Source organism: Haloarcula sp. CBA1131 (assembly GCF_008728975.1).
Classification (GTDB): Archaea; Halobacteriota; Halobacteria; order Halobacteriales; family Haloarculaceae; genus Haloarcula; species Haloarcula hispanica.
Genome location: NZ_RPCY01000001.1, coordinates 558,113 through 574,036, shown reverse-complemented (window position 1 = coordinate 574,036; position 15,924 = coordinate 558,113). Strand labels below are relative to the sequence as shown.

Annotated in this window: 19 protein-coding genes; 6 read left to right on the top strand and 13 right to left on the bottom strand. The window is 65.8% G+C overall.

Annotated features, from left to right (window positions below; all coding sequences use genetic code 11):
• Window positions 1–16: 16 nt before the first annotated feature.
• The gene (locus tag Har1131_RS02955; protein ID WP_050037216.1) at window positions 17–1,102 is read left to right on the top strand and encodes an aminomethyltransferase family protein; all 1,086 of its coding nucleotides are present in this window, start codon (window positions 17–19) and stop codon (window positions 1,100–1,102) included.
• Between the two features lie 6 nt (window positions 1,103–1,108).
• Here Har1131_RS02955 and Har1131_RS02950 read toward each other — a convergent pair whose 3' ends face one another.
• The 5 genes from Har1131_RS02950 to Har1131_RS02930 form a co-directional block, all read right to left on the bottom strand.
• Entirely contained in the window at window positions 1,109–1,711 is a 603-nt protein-coding gene (locus Har1131_RS02950) for a YigZ family protein (RefSeq protein WP_014041592.1), read from the bottom strand.
• Between the two features lie 58 nt (window positions 1,712–1,769).
• Window positions 1,770–2,105: a 2Fe-2S iron-sulfur cluster binding domain-containing protein gene (locus Har1131_RS02945; protein ID WP_151145002.1), complete on the bottom strand. Its 336-nt coding sequence runs from the start codon at window positions 2,103–2,105 to the stop codon at window positions 1,770–1,772.
• On the bottom strand, window positions 2,105–2,608 hold the full coding sequence (locus Har1131_RS02940; protein ID WP_005536977.1) for an ACT domain-containing protein: 504 nt from the start codon (window positions 2,606–2,608) through the stop codon (window positions 2,105–2,107). The genes Har1131_RS02945 and Har1131_RS02940 overlap by 1 nt, the downstream gene beginning before the upstream one ends.
• Before the next feature lie 75 nt (window positions 2,609–2,683).
• Entirely contained in the window at window positions 2,684–3,271 is a 588-nt protein-coding gene (hisB, locus tag Har1131_RS02935; protein ID WP_014041595.1) for an imidazoleglycerol-phosphate dehydratase HisB, read from the bottom strand.
• Between the two features lie 58 nt (window positions 3,272–3,329).
• Complete coding sequence (locus Har1131_RS02930) at window positions 3,330–4,091, bottom strand: alpha/beta fold hydrolase (protein WP_050037217.1); 762 nt, start codon at window positions 4,089–4,091, stop codon at window positions 3,330–3,332.
• Between the two features lie 82 nt (window positions 4,092–4,173).
• On the opposite strand from Har1131_RS02930, the gene Har1131_RS02925 reads away from it, so the two are divergent.
• Complete coding sequence (locus Har1131_RS02925; RefSeq protein WP_151144999.1) at window positions 4,174–6,036, top strand: cation:proton antiporter; 1,863 nt, start codon at window positions 4,174–4,176, stop codon at window positions 6,034–6,036.
• 18 nt (window positions 6,037–6,054) lie between these two features.
• Here Har1131_RS02925 and Har1131_RS02920 read toward each other — a convergent pair whose 3' ends face one another.
• The 5 genes from Har1131_RS02920 to Har1131_RS02905 form a co-directional block, all read right to left on the bottom strand.
• Window positions 6,055–6,246: a hypothetical protein gene (locus tag Har1131_RS02920; RefSeq protein WP_050037219.1), complete on the bottom strand. Its 192-nt coding sequence runs from the start codon at window positions 6,244–6,246 to the stop codon at window positions 6,055–6,057.
• Between the two features lie 3 nt (window positions 6,247–6,249).
• Window positions 6,250–6,405: a hypothetical protein gene (locus tag Har1131_RS21600; RefSeq protein WP_191907462.1), complete on the bottom strand. Its 156-nt coding sequence runs from the start codon at window positions 6,403–6,405 to the stop codon at window positions 6,250–6,252.
• A 270-nt stretch (window positions 6,406–6,675) separates the two neighbouring features.
• Entirely contained in the window at window positions 6,676–9,459 is a 2,784-nt protein-coding gene (alaS, locus tag Har1131_RS02915) for an alanine--tRNA ligase (RefSeq protein WP_151144996.1), read from the bottom strand.
• A gap of 64 nt (window positions 9,460–9,523) precedes the next feature.
• The gene (locus Har1131_RS02910) at window positions 9,524–10,153 is read right to left on the bottom strand and encodes an archaellin/type IV pilin N-terminal domain-containing protein (protein WP_008307313.1); all 630 of its coding nucleotides are present in this window, start codon (window positions 10,151–10,153) and stop codon (window positions 9,524–9,526) included.
• 92 nt (window positions 10,154–10,245) lie between these two features.
• On the bottom strand, window positions 10,246–11,223 hold the full coding sequence (locus tag Har1131_RS02905; protein WP_044952085.1) for a replication factor C small subunit: 978 nt from the start codon (window positions 11,221–11,223) through the stop codon (window positions 10,246–10,248).
• Between the two features lie 78 nt (window positions 11,224–11,301).
• Here Har1131_RS02905 and Har1131_RS02900 point away from each other — a divergent pair, with 78 nt between their 5' ends.
• The 3 genes from Har1131_RS02900 to Har1131_RS02890 all read left to right on the top strand — a co-directional run bounded on the left by Har1131_RS02900 (window position 11,302) and on the right by Har1131_RS02890 (window position 12,571).
• Window positions 11,302–11,502 (top strand): ubiquitin-like small modifier protein 2, encoded by a 201-nt coding sequence (locus tag Har1131_RS02900; protein WP_044952087.1) that lies wholly within the window; start codon window positions 11,302–11,304, stop codon window positions 11,500–11,502.
• Window positions 11,503–11,528: 26 nt separating this feature from the next.
• Window positions 11,529–11,909, top strand: a complete 381-nt coding sequence (locus Har1131_RS02895; protein ID WP_014041601.1) for a GNAT family N-acetyltransferase — start codon at window positions 11,529–11,531, stop codon at window positions 11,907–11,909.
• An 86-nt stretch (window positions 11,910–11,995) separates the two neighbouring features.
• Window positions 11,996–12,571 (top strand): RDD family protein, encoded by a 576-nt coding sequence (locus Har1131_RS02890; RefSeq protein ID WP_014041602.1) that lies wholly within the window; start codon window positions 11,996–11,998, stop codon window positions 12,569–12,571.
• Window positions 12,572–12,573: 2 nt separating this feature from the next.
• Here Har1131_RS02890 and Har1131_RS02885 read toward each other — a convergent pair whose 3' ends face one another.
• The 3 genes from Har1131_RS02885 to larB all read right to left on the bottom strand — a co-directional run bounded on the left by Har1131_RS02885 (window position 12,574) and on the right by larB (window position 15,438).
• Window positions 12,574–13,971 (bottom strand): phosphoglucomutase/phosphomannomutase family protein, encoded by a 1,398-nt coding sequence (locus Har1131_RS02885; RefSeq protein WP_014041603.1) that lies wholly within the window; start codon window positions 13,969–13,971, stop codon window positions 12,574–12,576.
• Between the two features lie 138 nt (window positions 13,972–14,109).
• Window positions 14,110–14,394, bottom strand: coding sequence for a GIY-YIG nuclease family protein (locus Har1131_RS02880; RefSeq protein WP_050007393.1), 285 nt, complete (start codon window positions 14,392–14,394; stop codon window positions 14,110–14,112).
• 279 nt (window positions 14,395–14,673) lie between these two features.
• Complete coding sequence (larB, locus tag Har1131_RS02875) at window positions 14,674–15,438, bottom strand: nickel pincer cofactor biosynthesis protein LarB (protein WP_014041606.1); 765 nt, start codon at window positions 15,436–15,438, stop codon at window positions 14,674–14,676.
• 288 nt (window positions 15,439–15,726) lie between these two features.
• Here larB and Har1131_RS02870 point away from each other — a divergent pair, with 288 nt between their 5' ends.
• A complete protein-coding gene (locus tag Har1131_RS02870) occupies window positions 15,727–15,894 on the top strand; it encodes a hypothetical protein (RefSeq protein ID WP_004517708.1) in 168 nt (55 codons plus the stop codon).
• Window positions 15,895–15,924: the final 30 nt, after the last annotated feature.

Sequence of the window (15,924 nt, the reverse complement as noted above, 5' to 3'; positions counted from 1 at the left end):
GCCGCATGCCCGTACAATGACTGTTCTCGAGTCCGTTCACGAGGCCCACGGAGCGACATTCAGGGAGGTCGGTGGTCGGCGCGTCGTCGACAACTACGGGCGACCGGAGCGGACCCACCGCGCAGTTCGGAACGTCGTCGGGGCGATGGAGTACGGCTACGGCGTGATTGTCGTCACCGGCGAGGACCGCGTCGACTACGTCGACAACGCCGTCTCGAACCGCGTGCCAGACGATGACGGCGCGGGCTGTTACGCGCTCCTGCTCGACCCCGACGGCCGCGTCGACACGGACATGTACGTGTACAACGCCGGCGAGCGCCTGCTCGTGTTCACACCGCCCCAGAAAGCCGAGGACCTTGCCGCAGAGTGGGCGGACAAGACGTTCATTCAGGACGTCGAGTTCGAGGAGGCGACCGACGACTTCGCCGTCTTCGGCGTCCACGGGCCGAAAGCGACAGAGAAAATCGCCAGCGTTCTCCACCAGACCGGGACCCCGCCCGCGCCGCTGACCTTCGAGCGGGGCGAACTCGGCGACGCCGGCGTCTCCGTCATCCGGACGGACAACCTCGCCGGCGAGGAGAGCTACGACGTGGTCTGTAGCGCTGACGACGCCGAGGCTGTCTTCGACACGCTGGTCAACCGGGGGCTCAACGCCGTCCCCTTCGGCTACCGGACCTGGGAGACGCTGACGTTAGAGGCCGGGACGCCGCTGTTCGACACCGAAATCGAGGGCGCGCTCCCGAACGATCTTGGCCTGCGGAACGCCCTGGACTTCGAGAAGGGCTGTTACGTCGGTCAGGAGGTCGTCTCGCGAATCGAGAACCGGGGCCACCCCACGCAACGGCTGGTCGGCCTCGCCGTCGAGGAATGCCCCGAGTCCGGTGCCGCAGTGTTCGCCGGCGACGAGCACGTCGGCGACGTGACCCGTGCCGGCCAGAGCCCGATGCGGGAAGCCCCGATTGCGCTGGCGAATCTCAGTTGGGAACGGCCCGAAGACGCGCTGACCATCCGCATCGACGGTGAACCGGTCAGCGCACAGCAGGTCGACCTGCCCTTTATCGACGGCTCGGCGCAGTCGGCGCGGTTGCCGACCTACGAGTAGCGGGGGTCACGCCAGTTCGATAGCCGCCCGCCCGCTGGTCGCGCTCCGGATTCGGTCCCGCAGGTCGCTCCCCTCAGCCGTAGGCACCCGAACCTCGAAGACGACTTCGGCCTCGTAGTCAGCTGCAAACTCGACGCCTGCTGATTCAAGCAGGCTCCGAACGCTGCCGGAGTCGTCGTAGGCGACGGTTACGGTGAACTGCTCGTGGGGCACCTCCTCGACCACGCCTGCGTCGTCAACGCCCTCTTTCACCGCTCTGGAGTAGGCACTGGCGAGGCCGCCGACGCCGAGGTTCGTCCCGCCGTAGTAGCGCGTGACGACGGCGACGGCGTTCTCGATATCGCGTTGCTGGAGAACGTTCAGCGCGGGGTCGCCGGCGCTGCCGCTCGGTTCGCCGTCGTCGCTCGAATACTCCCGAAAGGGATCGGATCGCACGCGGTAGGCGGGGACGTTGTGGGTCGCGTCAGCGTACTCCTCGCTGACGGCGTCGACGAACGCCTCGGCGGCTTCGACGGTCGCCGCCGGCGCGACGTGGCCGATGAACTCCGAGCCGCGCACTTCGAAGCGCGCCTCGCCGCGGCCCGGAACGGTCAGGTAGCTGTCCGTCACGGCCCGGCGTAGGCCCGGCGGCGGAATAGCGTTTGTCGTTCGCGCTCCCAGCAGTGAGTCAGTCCGTCCTGCCGTCCGGTTGCCGCGACCCCCAGACCCGCTTGTCAAGCAGTTCGACTCTCATTCCGTCCCGAACCCGGAGCTGACAGGAGAGCCGGGGATAGCTAAACCGGTCGGCGAGGTCGTCGTGCCAGTGGTCGGGGTCGGGCGGCTCAGCGAGACGGACGCCGCAGGTGGCACAGATGCCGCGGCCGCCGCAGTTGACCCGTTTCGCGTAGCGACCGTGTGGCGAGAGGTCGGCATCGAGAAGCACGTCCCGGAGGACGGCCCCGCGTTCGGCGGTGAGTTCGTGGGTCTCGCCGGCTGGCGTCTCGACGGTGAGCGTTGCCGGCATCAGGCCAGTTCGATGGTCCGGACGAACGCCAGGCGACGGATTTCGTTGATGAGGTCGCCGGGCAGTTCCTCGTCAGTGATGACGTACAGTTTCGGTTCGTCGGTGAACTCGGGGTCTTCGCTCAGGACCTGGCGGATAGAGATGCCGTGGTCGGCGATAGCCGACGTGACCGTCGAGACGATGCCGGACTCGTCGGCGGCGCGGACGGTGACAGTCACTGCGTGCAGATCGAGCACCGGGGCGAGATCGAGCAGGCTCGGCACGGAGGAGATGTTGCGGAAGATGCGCCGCAGGTCGTCGTCGTCGAGAATCGCGTCCGTCGTCGCGTTGACCACGCGGCGGTCAACGTCGGCCTCGCGGGCGATACCCGTGTTCGGGATTTCGATACCGCCCGAGACGACGCGGCCGTCCTCGTTGACGGAGAACCCTCGCTCCAGCAGCAAACGGATGACATCCTGCTGGCCCGGGGAGTCCTCGAATTTCTGCATAATCTCGTCGAACATACGGAGTGGTGGACGTGGGGCCACTAATCGGTGCCGCCAGCAGCCGAAACGGCGACGGCTTCGCACCGCCGTCGACTACAGCTCGCCTTTCGTGCTCGCCACGTCGGAGCGGCGCTCGTCGATGCGGGTCGCGTCGTCGAGTGCTCGTGCCAGCCCCTTGAACAGCGCCTCGATTTCGTGGTGGGCGTTCTCGCCCTCGACGCCGCAGTGCAGCGTCAGCCCGGCGTTCATCGACAGTGAGCGACAGAAATGCTTCGCCATGTGGCTGGTCATCCCGCCGACCGAACCCTGCGAAAAGTCACCGTCGAACGCGAAGTACGGCCGGCCGGAGATGTCGACGACGACGCTCGCGACGGCCTCGTCCAGCGGGACCTTGCGGTCGGCGAACCGGCGGATGCCGCGCTTGTCGTCCAGCGCCTCGGTGAACGCCTCGCCGAGCGTGATGGCGACGTCCTCGACGGTGTGGTGGTCGTCGATGTCTAGATCGCCGTCGCACTGCACGGTCAGGTCGAACAGCCCGTGGGTGGAAAAGGAGTCGAGCATGTGGTCGAAGAAGCCGATGCCGGTGTCGATGGTGCTGTCGCCGTCGCCGTCGACGTCGAGCGTGACCTCGATGTCCGTCTCGGCCGTGGTCCGCGTGACGGCCGCCGTCCGGTCGGTCATACGTATCACCTATCAGGCCGCGTATTTGTGGATTGCGTCCGGCCATCCGGTCCAATAGTTACTCTGTCTGCTCGTCCAGTAGCGCCAGCAATCGGTCGGTCACCGCCGGCGCGTGTTCGACGAAACAGCAGTGGCGACCCTCGACGGCCTCCCCGGTCCCGCGGGGGAGGTCGGCCGCCAGCGACTGCGCGGCGTCCGGCGACACGACGGGGTCGTCCAGCCCGTAGTACACCTCAGCGGGCTGGGTGATCTCGTACAGCGGCGGCGAGTCGAAAGCCGTCATTGCGTTGGCCTGCGCGTCGCGGGCCGCGCCAGTAGCGTCCTCGTCAGCGCGCCAGCCTGCGATCCGCTCCATGAGGTCCGGGTCGTGTTCGCGGAATGCCGGCGAAAACGCTCCTGCAAGCGACGATGGGGCGTCCAGCGCGAGCGCGTCCAGTTCCGCCCGATCCACCGCATCGCCAGATCCCACCGTACAGTACAGCGTCAGCGAGCGGGCGCGGCTGTACTGGTGAGCGTATTCGAGCGCGACCATGCCGCCGAGGCCGGCCCCGACGAGGTGGGCGCTCCCGACGCCGTGGTCGGCCAGCACGGCTTCGAGGTCAGCCGCCAGCGTGTCCGCGTCGTACGGTCCCGCCGGCGCGTCCGACCGGCCGGTTCCGCGGAGGTCCCACACCACCGTCTCGTAGGGACCGGCGACGGCGTCGTAGTGCCAGCCCCAGAGCCACGCCCCGTACCCCACGTCGTTGATGAACACGACGGTGGGGCCGTCGCCGTCGGCTTCGTAGTAGAGGGACACGTCGCGGTTGCGTGCGGTCGGCATTGGCTGTCGGTTCCTTCGCCGGTGGTGTGTCTCTTTCGGTGAGTAGGTCTTTAGCGCTGGCTGTCGAAGGGCCGCCAGTCCCGTGTCAGGAGCAGCATCACTTATCGGCGCTGTCGTGTTGGTCGTGAGTCTGGGTGTCGCCGCGCAACTGGTCGCCGACTGGCTCCAGATCCCGAGCGTCGCGTTCCTGCTGGTCGCCGGCGTCTTCGTCGGCCCGCAGGCCCTCGACCTCGTCGACCCCGCGATATTCGGACAGGCCGGGCTGCAGGCTATCGTCGGCCTCAGCGTCGGTATCATCGTCTTCGAGGGGGCGTTCCACCTTACCGTCGAGCGAGTCCGTGAAGCGTCCAGGGAGGCGCTTGGACTGGTGACAATCGGCGCGTTCGTCTCGCTCGTCGGAACCGCCGTCGCCGTCAAGGTCGTGTTCGGGACGACGTGGCCAGTCGCCGTCCTCGTCGGGAGCCTGCTGATCGCCACCGGGCCGACGGTCATCACGCCGATCATGCAAGTGGTCCCGGTCAGGGACCGGGTCGCCGCCGCCCTGGAGACAGAGGGCATCATCAACGACGTGACCGCAGCCATCCTCGCGGTGGCGACGTTCGAGTTCGTCATCGCGAGCCAGTCCTCGCCGGTAGTCGTCGTCGAGGCGTTCGTCGCCCGGCTGGTCGTGGGCCACATCGTCGGTATCGCCGTCGGCGGCGGTATCGCACTCCTGCTCCAGCGGTGGCACCTTTCGGCGGACAACGCCATGCAAAACGCCCGGGCGGTGGTCCTGACCGCAGCGCTGCTGGCGTACGCGCTGGGAAGCATATGGCTCTCGGAGGCCGGCATCGCGGCCGCCGCCGTTGCCGGTATCGTACTGGGGAACGCCGACCTCCCCCACGAAGAGGAGATCGCCGAGTTCAAGGGCGGTATCACGCTGTTTGTCCTCTCGTTCGTCTTCATCGTGTTGGCCGCCCAGCTATCGCTCGGTGACCTGCGTGCACTCGGGATCGGCGGACTCGTCGTCGTCATCGTCGTCGTCACGCTCGTCCGCCCGCTCGGCGTGTTCCTCTCGACGCTGGGTGGCCGACTGACAGTTCGAGAGCGGATGTTCGTCGGCGCGATGGGGCCGCGCGGTATCGTCCCAGCCAGCGTCGCCACGCTGTTCGCCATCGAACTGCGTCCCGAGAACCCGGATGCTGCGACGGTCCTCGTCGGGACTGTCTTTCTCGTCATCTTCGCGACCGTCATGTTTCAAGGCGGGCTGGCCCGTCACTTCGCGCAAGCGCTCGACATCCTTCCCATGCAAACACTCATCGTCGGTGGCGGTCGCGTCGGCCGGGAACTGGCAGTACGATACGAATCACGCGGCGAGGAGGTCGTCCTCATCGACAGCGACGAGGACACGGTCGAGCGGACGCGGGCCGACGGCCATCGCGTCGTCCACGGGGACGCGACGAACGCGCACGTCCTCGAAGAAGCAGGGGCGAACCGGGCGTCCGTTGTCGTCGCTGCGACCGCAGACGACGACGTGAATTTGCTCGTGGCACAGCTGGCGACGACCCGGTTCGACGTCGACACCGTGGTCGCCAGAGCGAACCAGCCGGACAACGTCGAGGCCTTCGAGGACCTTGACGTCGAGACGATATCCGCCGGCTTCGCCGTCGCCGACGCAATCGACGACGCGGTCGAGCGACCAGCGCTGGCCCACTGGCTGTCGGACTCCGGCCGAACAGGGGACGTACTGGAAGTCGAACTCAGCAACGACTCACTGGTCGACCGGACCATAGAGGAAACCGCGGAGAAGCTTCCGAACGGCTGTCTGGTCGCAATGGTAAGCCGTAACGGAACAGACAGAGTCCCCGACAGCGATTTCCGCCTTGCAAGCGGCGATCACCTGACGCTCGTCTGCGAGACCAACGAGGCGATGCGGGACGCCAGACGGCTGTGTCAGGGCGGCTAGCCGGACAGCACGTACCGCTCAGCGCAGTTCGTCGAGCGAGACGGTCGCCGAACGGTCCGCGGTAACCCACTCTGTCACGGACTGCTGGCGGTCCGAGGGGAAAATCGTCAGCTCCGAGGGGTTCTCGGGGTCGTCGTACAGGCAGTCCAGTTCGAACTCCGGCGCTTCGTCGAGGTCAGTGTCCGACGGGGGCGTCGTGGTCGTACTCATGGGTCAGGTAGCACGGGTGGCACTGCAGTTTTCACACAGTTCGTCGGGAGCACGGCCGCTGGCAGCGGGCACACTGGTCCCACAGCGCCGACACGTCCGTTGTGACCGAACGTACTCGGTGTGAGTCCGAATGTGTGCGATGTCACGTTCTCCGCTCATATCTGCTATAGATGGGCAGTTGCTAAAAATACTTTTGGAAACTCATCCAGGTACACCTAATACAACTAAATGTAATTGTATCTCTTGAGCGTATTCGGACCGTTCGGGCAGAATATCGAGTCTTACTCGGACAACTGTCCGAGGTAACCGAGCGTAGAACGGAACCAGCGGCGAGAAAGAACGGGGACGGTTCAGGCGGACGCCGTCCCTGGTTCCCGTGATAGTCGCCGTCCGCAGGTGGTCGATGCGGAAATGATGCAGCAGCCCGTCTCAGACGTTCGCCACAGTTCGCAGTATCTCAGGTGCGTCCTCAAGCGCCTCGTCCAGCGCGTCCGCGTCTGGGCCGCCGCCCTGTGCGAAGTCCGGTGGGCCGCCGCCGCCGCCGCCGACGCGACCGGCGAGTTCGCCGACAACCTCACCGGCGTCGACATCGACGCCGTCGGGCACGGAGACGACGAACTGCGCGCCGTCGAGGCCCGACCCGAGCACCGCGATGTTGCCCTGTTCGACGATAGCGTTCGCTTGCGCGCGAAGTTCGTCCATGTCGGCGTCGATGCGCTGGACGACGGCGGTCGCCTCGCCCACGTCAACTTCCTCGCTGTCGCCGCCGCCGCTGGCGCGGGCCTCGGCGAGCTGTTCCTTGAGCTGTTCGATCTCCTTACCGCGGGCCTTCCACTCGTCGAAGAACCGCTCGGCAGTCTCCGGGACGGCATCAGGCGCAACGTCAAGGATATCCGCGGCTTCGGTGAGCGCGTCTTCGGTGCGCTGGGTGGCCTCGATGGCCGCGTTGCCCGCGGCGAAGGTCAGGCGGATGACGCCGTCCTGAATCCGCTCGGTGTTCAGGAGCTTGACAGCCCCGATGTCACCGGTTCGGGCGACGTGGGTGCCACCGCAGGCCTGCACGTCGTCGCCGACGGTGATGAGCCGGATCTGCTCGCCGGCCGGGATGCCGCCCTGGTAGAGGTCGAAGCCGTGGCGCTCCTCGGCCTCGTTGCGGTCGGGCCACTCCTGAGAGACGGCGATGTTGTCCTGTATGATGTCGTTGGCGAGGCGTTCGATCTCCTTGACCTCCTCGCGGCTCACCGATTCGTAGTGGCGGATGTCGATGCGGGCGGAGTCAGTGCCCTTCTGGGCACCGGCCTGTCTGACGTGCTCGCCGAGCACCTGCCGGGCGCTGTGGATGACGATGTGGGTCGCGGTGTGGTGTTGCATCAGGCGCTGTCGGCGGCTCGCATTGACCTGTCCGCGGACGAACTCGCCCTTGCCGGGGTCGTCGTCGCAGGTGTGGACGATGACGTCGCCGTACTGCTGGACGTCGGTCACCTCGGCGGAGACGTCGTCGGTCGACAGCGTCCCCTCGTCCGGCGGCTGGCCGCCGCCTTCGGGGTAGAACATCGTCTGGTCGAGCACCACGTCGTAGTTGTCGTCGTCGCGGTCGAACACCTCAAGGACGACGGCCTCGAACTCGGTCCGCTGCTGGTCCTCGTAGTAGAGCCGGTCGGTCTCAGGCAGTTCTTCGAGCCGGTCCTCGTAGGGTATCTGTGATTCCTCAGTGGCGGTGTCGCCGCCGCCGTGGCGCTGGGCGACGACCGCGTAGAAGTCGTCGGGTACGTCGACCGTGACGCCTTTCTCGGCGGCGATTTCCTCGACCATGTCCGGCTGAATCCCGTGGGAGTCGTACAGTTCGACCAGTTCCGCGGTCGGGATCGGCTCGCCCTTCTCGGCGTACTCGTCAGCCAACTGGCGGACGCGCCGGCCACCGCGGTCCAGCGTCTCGCGGTACTTCTCGACCTCGGTGCGGACGATGTCGCGGATGGTGTCGCGGTTCTCGTAGCCCAGCCGCTCGGCCTGCATGTCGACGAGTTCGTCCAGCGGCGCGTCGACGCCGACGCCGTCGACCAGTCGCTTCGTCCGGCGCAGCACCATCCGTGCCAGATAGCCCGTGCCGACGTTCGAGGGGACGATGCCGTCGCCGAGCATGTACGCGAGCGTTCGGCAGTGGTCGGCGATGGCGTAGATGTCCTCGAGCGGTGCCATCAGGTCCCGCATCTCCGCGACCTCGACGCCGACCTCGGCGGCGATGGTGTCGCGTTCGGCCTCGATGTCTTCGGCCTCGTCGATGTCCATCCGGCCCGCGAGCTTCGCGGCTTCGTGGACGATTCGCTCCTCCTCGTCGGTGAGTTCGATGCCGGCGTTGTCCTTGAGGAAGGCGATCATGTCGGGATAGACGGCCTCGTACACCGTCGGTGTCCCCTGGCTCATCCAGGTCCAGCGTTCGAGCCCGTAGCCGGTGTCGACGATGTAGGTGTCCATCGGCGAGTACCGGTTGCCGTCTTTCATCTCGTACTCGCCCTCTGGGTCCTGCTCCATGGACATGAAGACGAGCGTGGCGAGTTCGGCCCCGCGGTAGATGACCTCGATGGCCGGGCCGGCGTTGCCGCCGCCGACCCACGGGTCCTCGATGTAGACGATCTCGTCTAAGTTCGCGCCCATCTCCTCGAACAGTTCGTCGCAGTACCGGACCGTCTCGTCTTTCCAGTACACCTCGCCCTCGTAGGCGTACTGCTCGGGGTCTTCGATGTCCTCGCGCGCGTTGAACGCGTGGTGGGCCATCATCTCGAAGGCCATCGTGTGCCGGCCCGTCTTCCCGACGTTGTCGATGTCCTGCATCCGGATGCAGGGCTGGCTGATGCACAGCGGGTTCGCCGGCGGCGGCGTCGTCCCCGAGGTGACCAGCGGCTGGAAGTCGTAAATCGACGCCTGCGTGAGGAGGACATCGTCGCGCCAGCGGTTGGCTGCCACCGGGTACGGGTCGATGCGCTCGTGGTCACGGTCCTCAAAAAAGGAGAGGAACGCCTCGCGCATCTCCGTCAGCGAGTGGGACTCGTCGAAGCCGGGGTTGTCGATGAAGTCGTACTCCGCACACGGCGGTTCGCCGCAGGTCTCGCGCTCGACACGGGACCAGAACATGTCGCCACAGGAGGCACACTCCTGGCGGTGGAAGCCTTCCTCTTCGAAGTAGTCGAGTTGGTAGGCCTCGTCGAGGTCGCTCATTGGTGTTCAGTTGGCCCACGTTCGCCTAAAACTGTTCCGAAGGGGCCGGCGGTATCCCTGGCCGTCAGAGCGTGACAGAGGATTCCCCCGAGAGCGTCTTCGGCGCGACGACTTCCTCGGTCGTCATCCCGCCGGCTGGCGAGGTAATGCGCAGCGTCGCAGTCTCTCCTTCGGGCAGTTCCTCACCGAATGGCTCAGCGCCAACGGAATTATCGGTCCCCAGGTCGAGCGTGATTCTGAACCGGTCTTCAACGTCGTTCAGCACCGGCTGGGAGCCGTCATTGTCCTGCACGGTAGAGATAGCGAACCGCCCATCGGGGTTGCCGTCTGCGCCGCCAGCCGCGAGCTGGTAGTACGACCCGCTCGGACCGATCCACTGGACGGTCGTCTTGTCAAGGTCGACGTTGCCTGCCCCCGGTGCCCGCCTGACGACGATGTCAACCACGCCGATCTCGCTGTTGTCGGTGAAGTGGTCCCCGGTAATCCCCACAACCTGAATGCGGTTGGTCGTCGAATCACTGGACTGTTGCCCCGTCGCCTGGGCGGAACTCTGCAGGAACCCCGCAGTATTGATAAGCACGCCCGCCGCGATTGCCGCGACCAGCACCATCGCGATAAACACGATGAGCGTCCCGATCCCGACCTGACCGCGGTCCTCACCCGTCCCCTCCGTAGATGGTCGTAAACGTTGCATTTCAGTTGTTGATACTCTTACTTTCCTTTCATCATAAAGCTCACCCGCCAGTTATCAGGTGTGAAAAACCGGATCGTAGCGGTAGTACGGCCTTACTCGCCCTGGGCGAGCGAGGCCAGCATCGCTTCGAGTTGCACGCGCTCGTTCGCACCGCGGGTGATCCGGTAGTCGGTTTCGCCGATGCGTTCGAGCACCCGGACGGCCGCTTCGTCGTCGATATCGAACTCCCAGATTGAGCGGTGGAGTTGGTCGATGATGTCACCGCCAGCGATGCCTTCCTCGGTCAGCAGTCTATCGAGGGTCGCCCGCGAGGCGGTGAAGTCGCCGTCCAGCGCCGACTGGACCATCGTCCGGATCTCTTCCGGGCGGGCCGTCGAGGTGATCGCGTACACCGCCGACTCGTCGACCGTGTCGCCGCTGACCGACGCGGCCTGCAGGCCGTTGATGGCTTTCCGCATATCCCCGTCGGCGGCGTAGACGAGCGCGTCCAGTCCGTCCTCGGTCAGTTCGATGTCCTCTTCGGCGGCGATGTTTCGGATTTCCTCGGCGACGGCGTCGTCGGCCAGCGGCGAGAAGCGGAAGACGGCACAACGGGACTGGATCGGATCGATGATCTGGCTGGAGTAGTTACACGAGAGGATAAAGCGGACGTTGTTCGAGAACTGCTCCATCGTCCGGCGCAGCGCCGACTGGGCGTCGCTGGTCAGCGCGTCGGCCTCGTCGAGGAAGATGATGCGGTACTCGACGCCGCCGAAGCTCGTTCGGGCGAAGTTCTTGATTCGGTCCCGGACCACGTCGATACCGCGCTCGTCGGAGGCGTTCAGTTCGAGGAAGTGCTCGCGCCAGTCCTCGCCGTACAGTTCACGGGCGATAGCCGTCGCACACGTCGTCTTCCCCGTCCCCGCGGGGCCGGAAAACAGCATGTGGCTCAGGTCGTTGCGCGAGACGTAGCTTTTGAGTCGCCCGACGATGTTCTCGTGGCCCATCACGTCGTCGAGCGTCTGCGGGCGGTACTTCTCGATCCAGACCTCCTCGCGTCCCGCCCGCGACTCGGACTCGGCCTCACTCATGGACGATGGGAAGCGTGGGCCGGTCTTAAACCCCGCGAGAGTCGACAGTCTCAGGTGCGTCGGCGGAGTAGTCGGTGTATGTACGTCACCGTCGAGATCGCCGGCGAGGACACCCACGAACTGGAGGTGGACGCGGATGCGACCTACGCCGACCTGCTTTCGCCGGTCGACCTGAGCCCCCACGAGGTGTCGGTCCTCGTCGACGGCGAGCACGTTCCGACGGATCAGCCCGTCGAGCACGACCACGTTCGGGTCGTCAGGCTCATCAAAGGCGGCTAACCGCCAAGCAGCGGCCTCTAACAGATATGCACGTCCGCACAGCGACCGCCGACGAAGTGCCGGCGGTGATGAACGTCCTCGACGGAGCGGTCCTCTCGATAGCCGTGGAAACCGTTCGGGCGGGTGCTGAAGACGACGGTACGCTCGTCGCAGTGTCCGACGATGACCCGGCGGCTGAGCGCGTTCTCGGCGCACTCGTACTCGACGACACTCACATCGAGGCCGTCGCTGTCCGTCGGCGTCGTCGTGGGCAGGGTATCGGGACGGCGCTCGTCGAGGCCGCGCTCGACCGGCGAGATTGTGTCACCGCCGAGTTCGACGCTGACGTTCGGCCGTTCTACGAGGCGCTGGGGTTCACCATCGAGCCGCTGGGCGAACCCGACCGTTTCCGGGGCGAGCGTGCGTAGGCGCGGCAATCGTTCGGCGCGAGATCACAACCGTTGGCACAGCGTCGTAACATTTTTCATATGGTTTCGAGAATGATTTTAAAACGATGTCAGCAACTGTCCCTGAAAACGCGGTCGAAGCGCGGGACGACCGCGTCGTCGCGTACCTCATCGACTTCGCCATTCTGAGCGCTGTCGCGTTCGGACTGTGGCTCGTAACGTTCGTTCTCAATACGGTCCTCTCTGTCGGGGCGATGGCCGCCGCCTCGCCCGAGAGTCCGGGCGCGATGGGCGGCGGCTCGGTGCTGGCTGCGGGACTGCTGGGCATCGTTATCAACTTCGCCCTGTGGCTCGCCATCGGTGCGGTGCTCGTCTATTACTTCGGCTACTACGCCGAGTCCAATGAGACGGTCGGGAAGCGGTCCCAGAACGTCGCGGTCGTCGACGAAAACGGCGCGCCGCCGACCCAGCGTGACCGACTGGTCCGAACGGCCGTGCTGCTGGCTCCGTTCCCGATCATGCTCCTTTTGGGCGGCATTTTCGGCGGATTCGGGTTCCTCTTCGCGCTCGTTCTCATGGGCGGCTGGCTCCTCGTTGAGGCGGCCGTCATGTTCGTCAGCGACGACGCCCAGCGCCTCGGCGACCGCGTGGCCGGCACGTACGTCGTCAGCGCAAGCAAGTGAGGTCAGACCAGCGGTTCGACCAGGTCCCGGCCCGCCTCTAACAGGTCCTCGACGCGCTCCGCACTCGACGCCTCGGCGTAGACGCGGAGCTTCGGCTCCGTTCCGGACGGGCGGACCAGCACCCACGTCCCGTCTTCGAGCCGGATTTTGAACCCGTCGACGGTGTTGATGCCGTCAACAGCGACTCCCGCCAGCGTCTCGGGCAGCGCGACTTCGAGGTCGGCGAGGACGGACTCCTTGCGGTCGTCCGGACAGTCGACGCTGATACGGTCCTGGTGGATTTCGCCGTGTTCGTCCAGCAATCGGTCGACACGAGCGTCAAGCGGTTCCTCGCGTTCGGCTGCGGCGGCGACCAGCGCCACCAGCACGCCGTCCTTGTTCCGCAGGTGGTCCGGCAGGCCGAAGCCGCCGGACTCCTCGCCGCCGAACAGCGCGTCGTGCTCGGCCATCGCCTCGGCGACCCACTTGAAGCCGACGGCGACCTCGTGGACGGACTGACCGTGGGCCTCGGCGACGCGGTCGACGATGCTGGACGTCGAGACCGTCCGAACCACGTCGCCTGTCCCGTCTTCGAGCAGGAAGTCGTACATCGCGGCGAAAAACAGGTTGGGGTCCAGATAGCCCCGCTCGGGCGTGACGACGCCGATGCGGTCGGCGTCGCCGTCGTTGATGATTCCCAGCGCAGCGTCGCCGTCGCTGACTTCCGCCACCAGTCCCTCGGCGTTCTCCGCCGACGGTTCGGGCGACCCGCCGCCAAAGTCGGGGTCCTGTTCGCAGTTGAGTCGGGTCACGTCAGCGCCGGCGTCGGCGAGGAGGGCGTCGGTGACGCCGCGGCCGCTCCCGTACAGCGCGTCGTAGGCGACCGGGAGGCCGTCGAGGTCGGCGTCGACGAACGACAGCGCGTGCTCGTGGTACGGCCCGATCAGGTCCTCCTCCGTTCGCTCGCCCCACTCGTCCTCGGGCAGCGGGTCGAGCACGGCGAGGTTCTCCTCGAAGGCGGCCGTCCAGTCCGGCAGCGCCGGCGACCCGTCGCCGGGAATGAACTTCACGCCGTTGTACTCCGGGGGATTGTGGCTGGCCGTAATCTGGAGCGCCCCTGCGAGGTCGCGGTCTTTCACCGTCCAGGCGACAATCGGCGTCGGCGTGTCCCGGTCCGGCAAGAGCACGTCGAAGCCGTTCGCGCGCAGGACGTGTGCGAGTTCGTCAGCGAACCCGGGCGAGGTCTCGCGGGCGTCGTATCCGATGGCGACGGTCCCGGTCGCCCCGCGTTCCTGCAGGGTGGTGGCGACGGCCTGTCCCACCATCCGGACCCGCGGCTTCGTGAACACGTCCAGCGTCGCCCGCCAGCCGTCCGTCCCGAAGGCGATCGCACCTGCGTCGACATCCGCGTCGTTGTCCATATCTCGCGGTTCTCAGCCCCTCGACAAAAAATCACGCCCCATCGCAAAACTGTCACTTCACGGCTACCGACGGGAAGAGGTGAGCCTCGGCATCTGAGGCGGTAGCGCTGCTAATTCTTCAGTTGTATCGATAGCGGTTCAGATATCGAAGTCCGCTTCGGCGTCGCTGGATTCGACAAGCCGTTCCTTCTTTGCTCTGGTGTACTGCTTGATCTCGTACTCACGGCTCATCGCTTCGGACTGTGAGTCGAACGACTCGACGTGGATCAGTTCGACCGGGGTTCGGCCGCGCGTGTACTTCGCGCCGTCGCCGGCGTCGTGTTCGCGGACGCGGCGCTCCACATCGGTCGTGTAGCCGGTGTAAAACGTGTTGTCGCTACAGCGGAGGACGTACACATGGTAAGGGCTCCGCGCGGTAGTCATCGCACGATGCTGGTGGCCCAGCGGGCCTCACACTTGTTGGGCGCGCTCTCTCGATACCTCGGCAATGCCAGCGTTCGCCGAGCAGTTCGGACACGCCCGGATGTGTCCGCGTTCGTCCGCGAACACTCGGGCGAACTGGTCTGAGACGTGCGCGCCGCAATGATCACATTCAGGCATCGTGTTCGTCGGCGACACCACCGCCGACGTATACGCGTACGCACGTTGTTCCCATAGCTCTTTACCCAAATACTTGGGTATGTCTGCAGTTGGCGTAGATATCTACGTCCGTGCATCGTCGAGCTGTCTGGCGATTAGGCCGGCCTGCGTCCCGGCGGTGAAGCCGGCGTCGATGTTCACGACGGAGAGGGCAGTGCAGGACTGGAGCAACCCCGAGAGGGCCGCCTCGCCCTCACCGCCGTGGCCGTAGCCGGTCGAGACGGGCAATCCGATGACCGGCACGTCCACGAGCCCGGCGATGACCGTCGGGAGCGCGCCTTCGCGACCCGCCGCGACGATGAGCACGTCATGGTCCCGGAACCTATCGACCGCGTCTATCGTCCGGGCGAGGCTCGCGACGCCGACGTCGTCGATACGGGCCACGGTCGCGCCCATCTCCTCGGCGATGAGCGCGGCCTCACCGGCCGGAACGGCGTCGGAGGTCCCGGCCGTGACGATGCCGACTGACGCGTCCAGCGACGGGCGCTCAAAGGCGGGCGTCGTCGCCACCAGCCAGTTCGAGCGGTCGTCCCAGCGAACTGTCGCATCTGGGGCGGTTTCGTCCAACCGCTCCCGAACGGTCGTCGCAGTTGCCGTGTCGAGCCGCGTCACGATAGCCCGCCCCGTCGTTTCGATAGCTGTCACCGCAAGCTCCGCTACTTCCGCCGGCGTCTTCCCATCTGCAAGGACAGCCTCGGGAACACCGGCACGGTCCTCCCGAGCGGCGTCGAACCGACCGGCCCCGCTGGTCGCGTAGCCCGCAAGCGCCGCCTCGGCCTCTACCGGGGAGAGGTCACCCGCCGCAACCGAATCGAGTATGTCGCGCATAGGACCCATTCAGTGATACGGCCACTCCTATCCGTCGGTCCGAGGCGAACGTATCGCCCGTTTCAGGGCCGACCTGTGCGAGCGCGCGTGAGCGACGCTCGGCCGGAGTAACGCAACAATAGCCGTCTAGCACAGCCGAAAGCACGGATTCTGATGGATTACAGAGGACACAAATGCGGATTTATAAGGGGTTATGTGTCGTATAATGCCTCAAACTGCCGGTAATAGGGTCGAGAGCGAACTAATTGGAGAAAGTATATAAGTAACCCCCGTCGATACCTCGTCTGTATGGCAGACCTAATCGTCAAAGCCGCCGTTAAGGAAGAGCTCAACGACATGAACGTAGCGTCCGACTTCTACGACGCACTCGACGAGGAAGTCGAAGAGCTGCTCCAGGACGCAGCCCGCCGAGCCGACGAGAACGACCGGAAGACGGTCCAGCCGCGCGACCTGTAAGGTCGTTTCAAGCAGCGCATTTTTTGACGC

Excerpts from the sequence above, each read along its gene's own strand:
- Har1131_RS02955 (WP_050037216.1), top strand. The coding sequence starts at position 17 with ATGACTGTTCTCGAGTCCGTTCACGAGGCCCACGGAGCGACATTCAGG.
- Har1131_RS02945 (WP_151145002.1), bottom strand. The coding sequence starts at position 2,105 with ATGCCGGCAACGCTCACCGTCGAGACGCCAGCCGGCGAGACCCACGAA.
- Har1131_RS02940 (WP_005536977.1), bottom strand. The coding sequence starts at position 2,608 with ATGTTCGACGAGATTATGCAGAAATTCGAGGACTCCCCGGGCCAGCAG.
- hisB (WP_014041595.1), bottom strand. The coding sequence starts at position 3,271 with ATGACCGACCGGACGGCGGCCGTCACGCGGACCACGGCCGAGACGGAC.
- Har1131_RS02930 (WP_050037217.1), bottom strand. The coding sequence starts at position 4,091 with ATGCCGACCGCACGCAACCGCGACGTGTCCCTCTACTACGAAGCCGAC.
- Har1131_RS02920 (WP_050037219.1), bottom strand. The coding sequence starts at position 6,246 with ATGAGTACGACCACGACGCCCCCGTCGGACACTGACCTCGACGAAGCG.
- Har1131_RS21600 (WP_191907462.1), bottom strand. The coding sequence starts at position 6,405 with ATGAGCGGAGAACGTGACATCGCACACATTCGGACTCACACCGAGTAC.
- alaS (WP_151144996.1), bottom strand. The coding sequence starts at position 9,459 with ATGAGCGACCTCGACGAGGCCTACCAACTCGACTACTTCGAAGAGGAA.
- Har1131_RS02910 (WP_008307313.1), bottom strand. The coding sequence starts at position 10,153 with ATGCAACGTTTACGACCATCTACGGAGGGGACGGGTGAGGACCGCGGT.
- Har1131_RS02905 (WP_044952085.1), bottom strand. The coding sequence starts at position 11,223 with ATGAGTGAGGCCGAGTCCGAGTCGCGGGCGGGACGCGAGGAGGTCTGG.
- Har1131_RS02900 (WP_044952087.1), top strand. The coding sequence starts at position 11,302 with ATGTACGTCACCGTCGAGATCGCCGGCGAGGACACCCACGAACTGGAG.
- Har1131_RS02895 (WP_014041601.1), top strand. The coding sequence starts at position 11,529 with ATGCACGTCCGCACAGCGACCGCCGACGAAGTGCCGGCGGTGATGAAC.
- Har1131_RS02890 (WP_014041602.1), top strand. The coding sequence starts at position 11,996 with ATGTCAGCAACTGTCCCTGAAAACGCGGTCGAAGCGCGGGACGACCGC.
- Har1131_RS02885 (WP_014041603.1), bottom strand. The coding sequence starts at position 13,971 with ATGGACAACGACGCGGATGTCGACGCAGGTGCGATCGCCTTCGGGACG.
- Har1131_RS02880 (WP_050007393.1), bottom strand. The coding sequence starts at position 14,394 with ATGACTACCGCGCGGAGCCCTTACCATGTGTACGTCCTCCGCTGTAGC.
- larB (WP_014041606.1), bottom strand. The coding sequence starts at position 15,438 with ATGCGCGACATACTCGATTCGGTTGCGGCGGGTGACCTCTCCCCGGTA.
- Har1131_RS02870 (WP_004517708.1), top strand. The coding sequence starts at position 15,727 with ATGGCAGACCTAATCGTCAAAGCCGCCGTTAAGGAAGAGCTCAACGAC.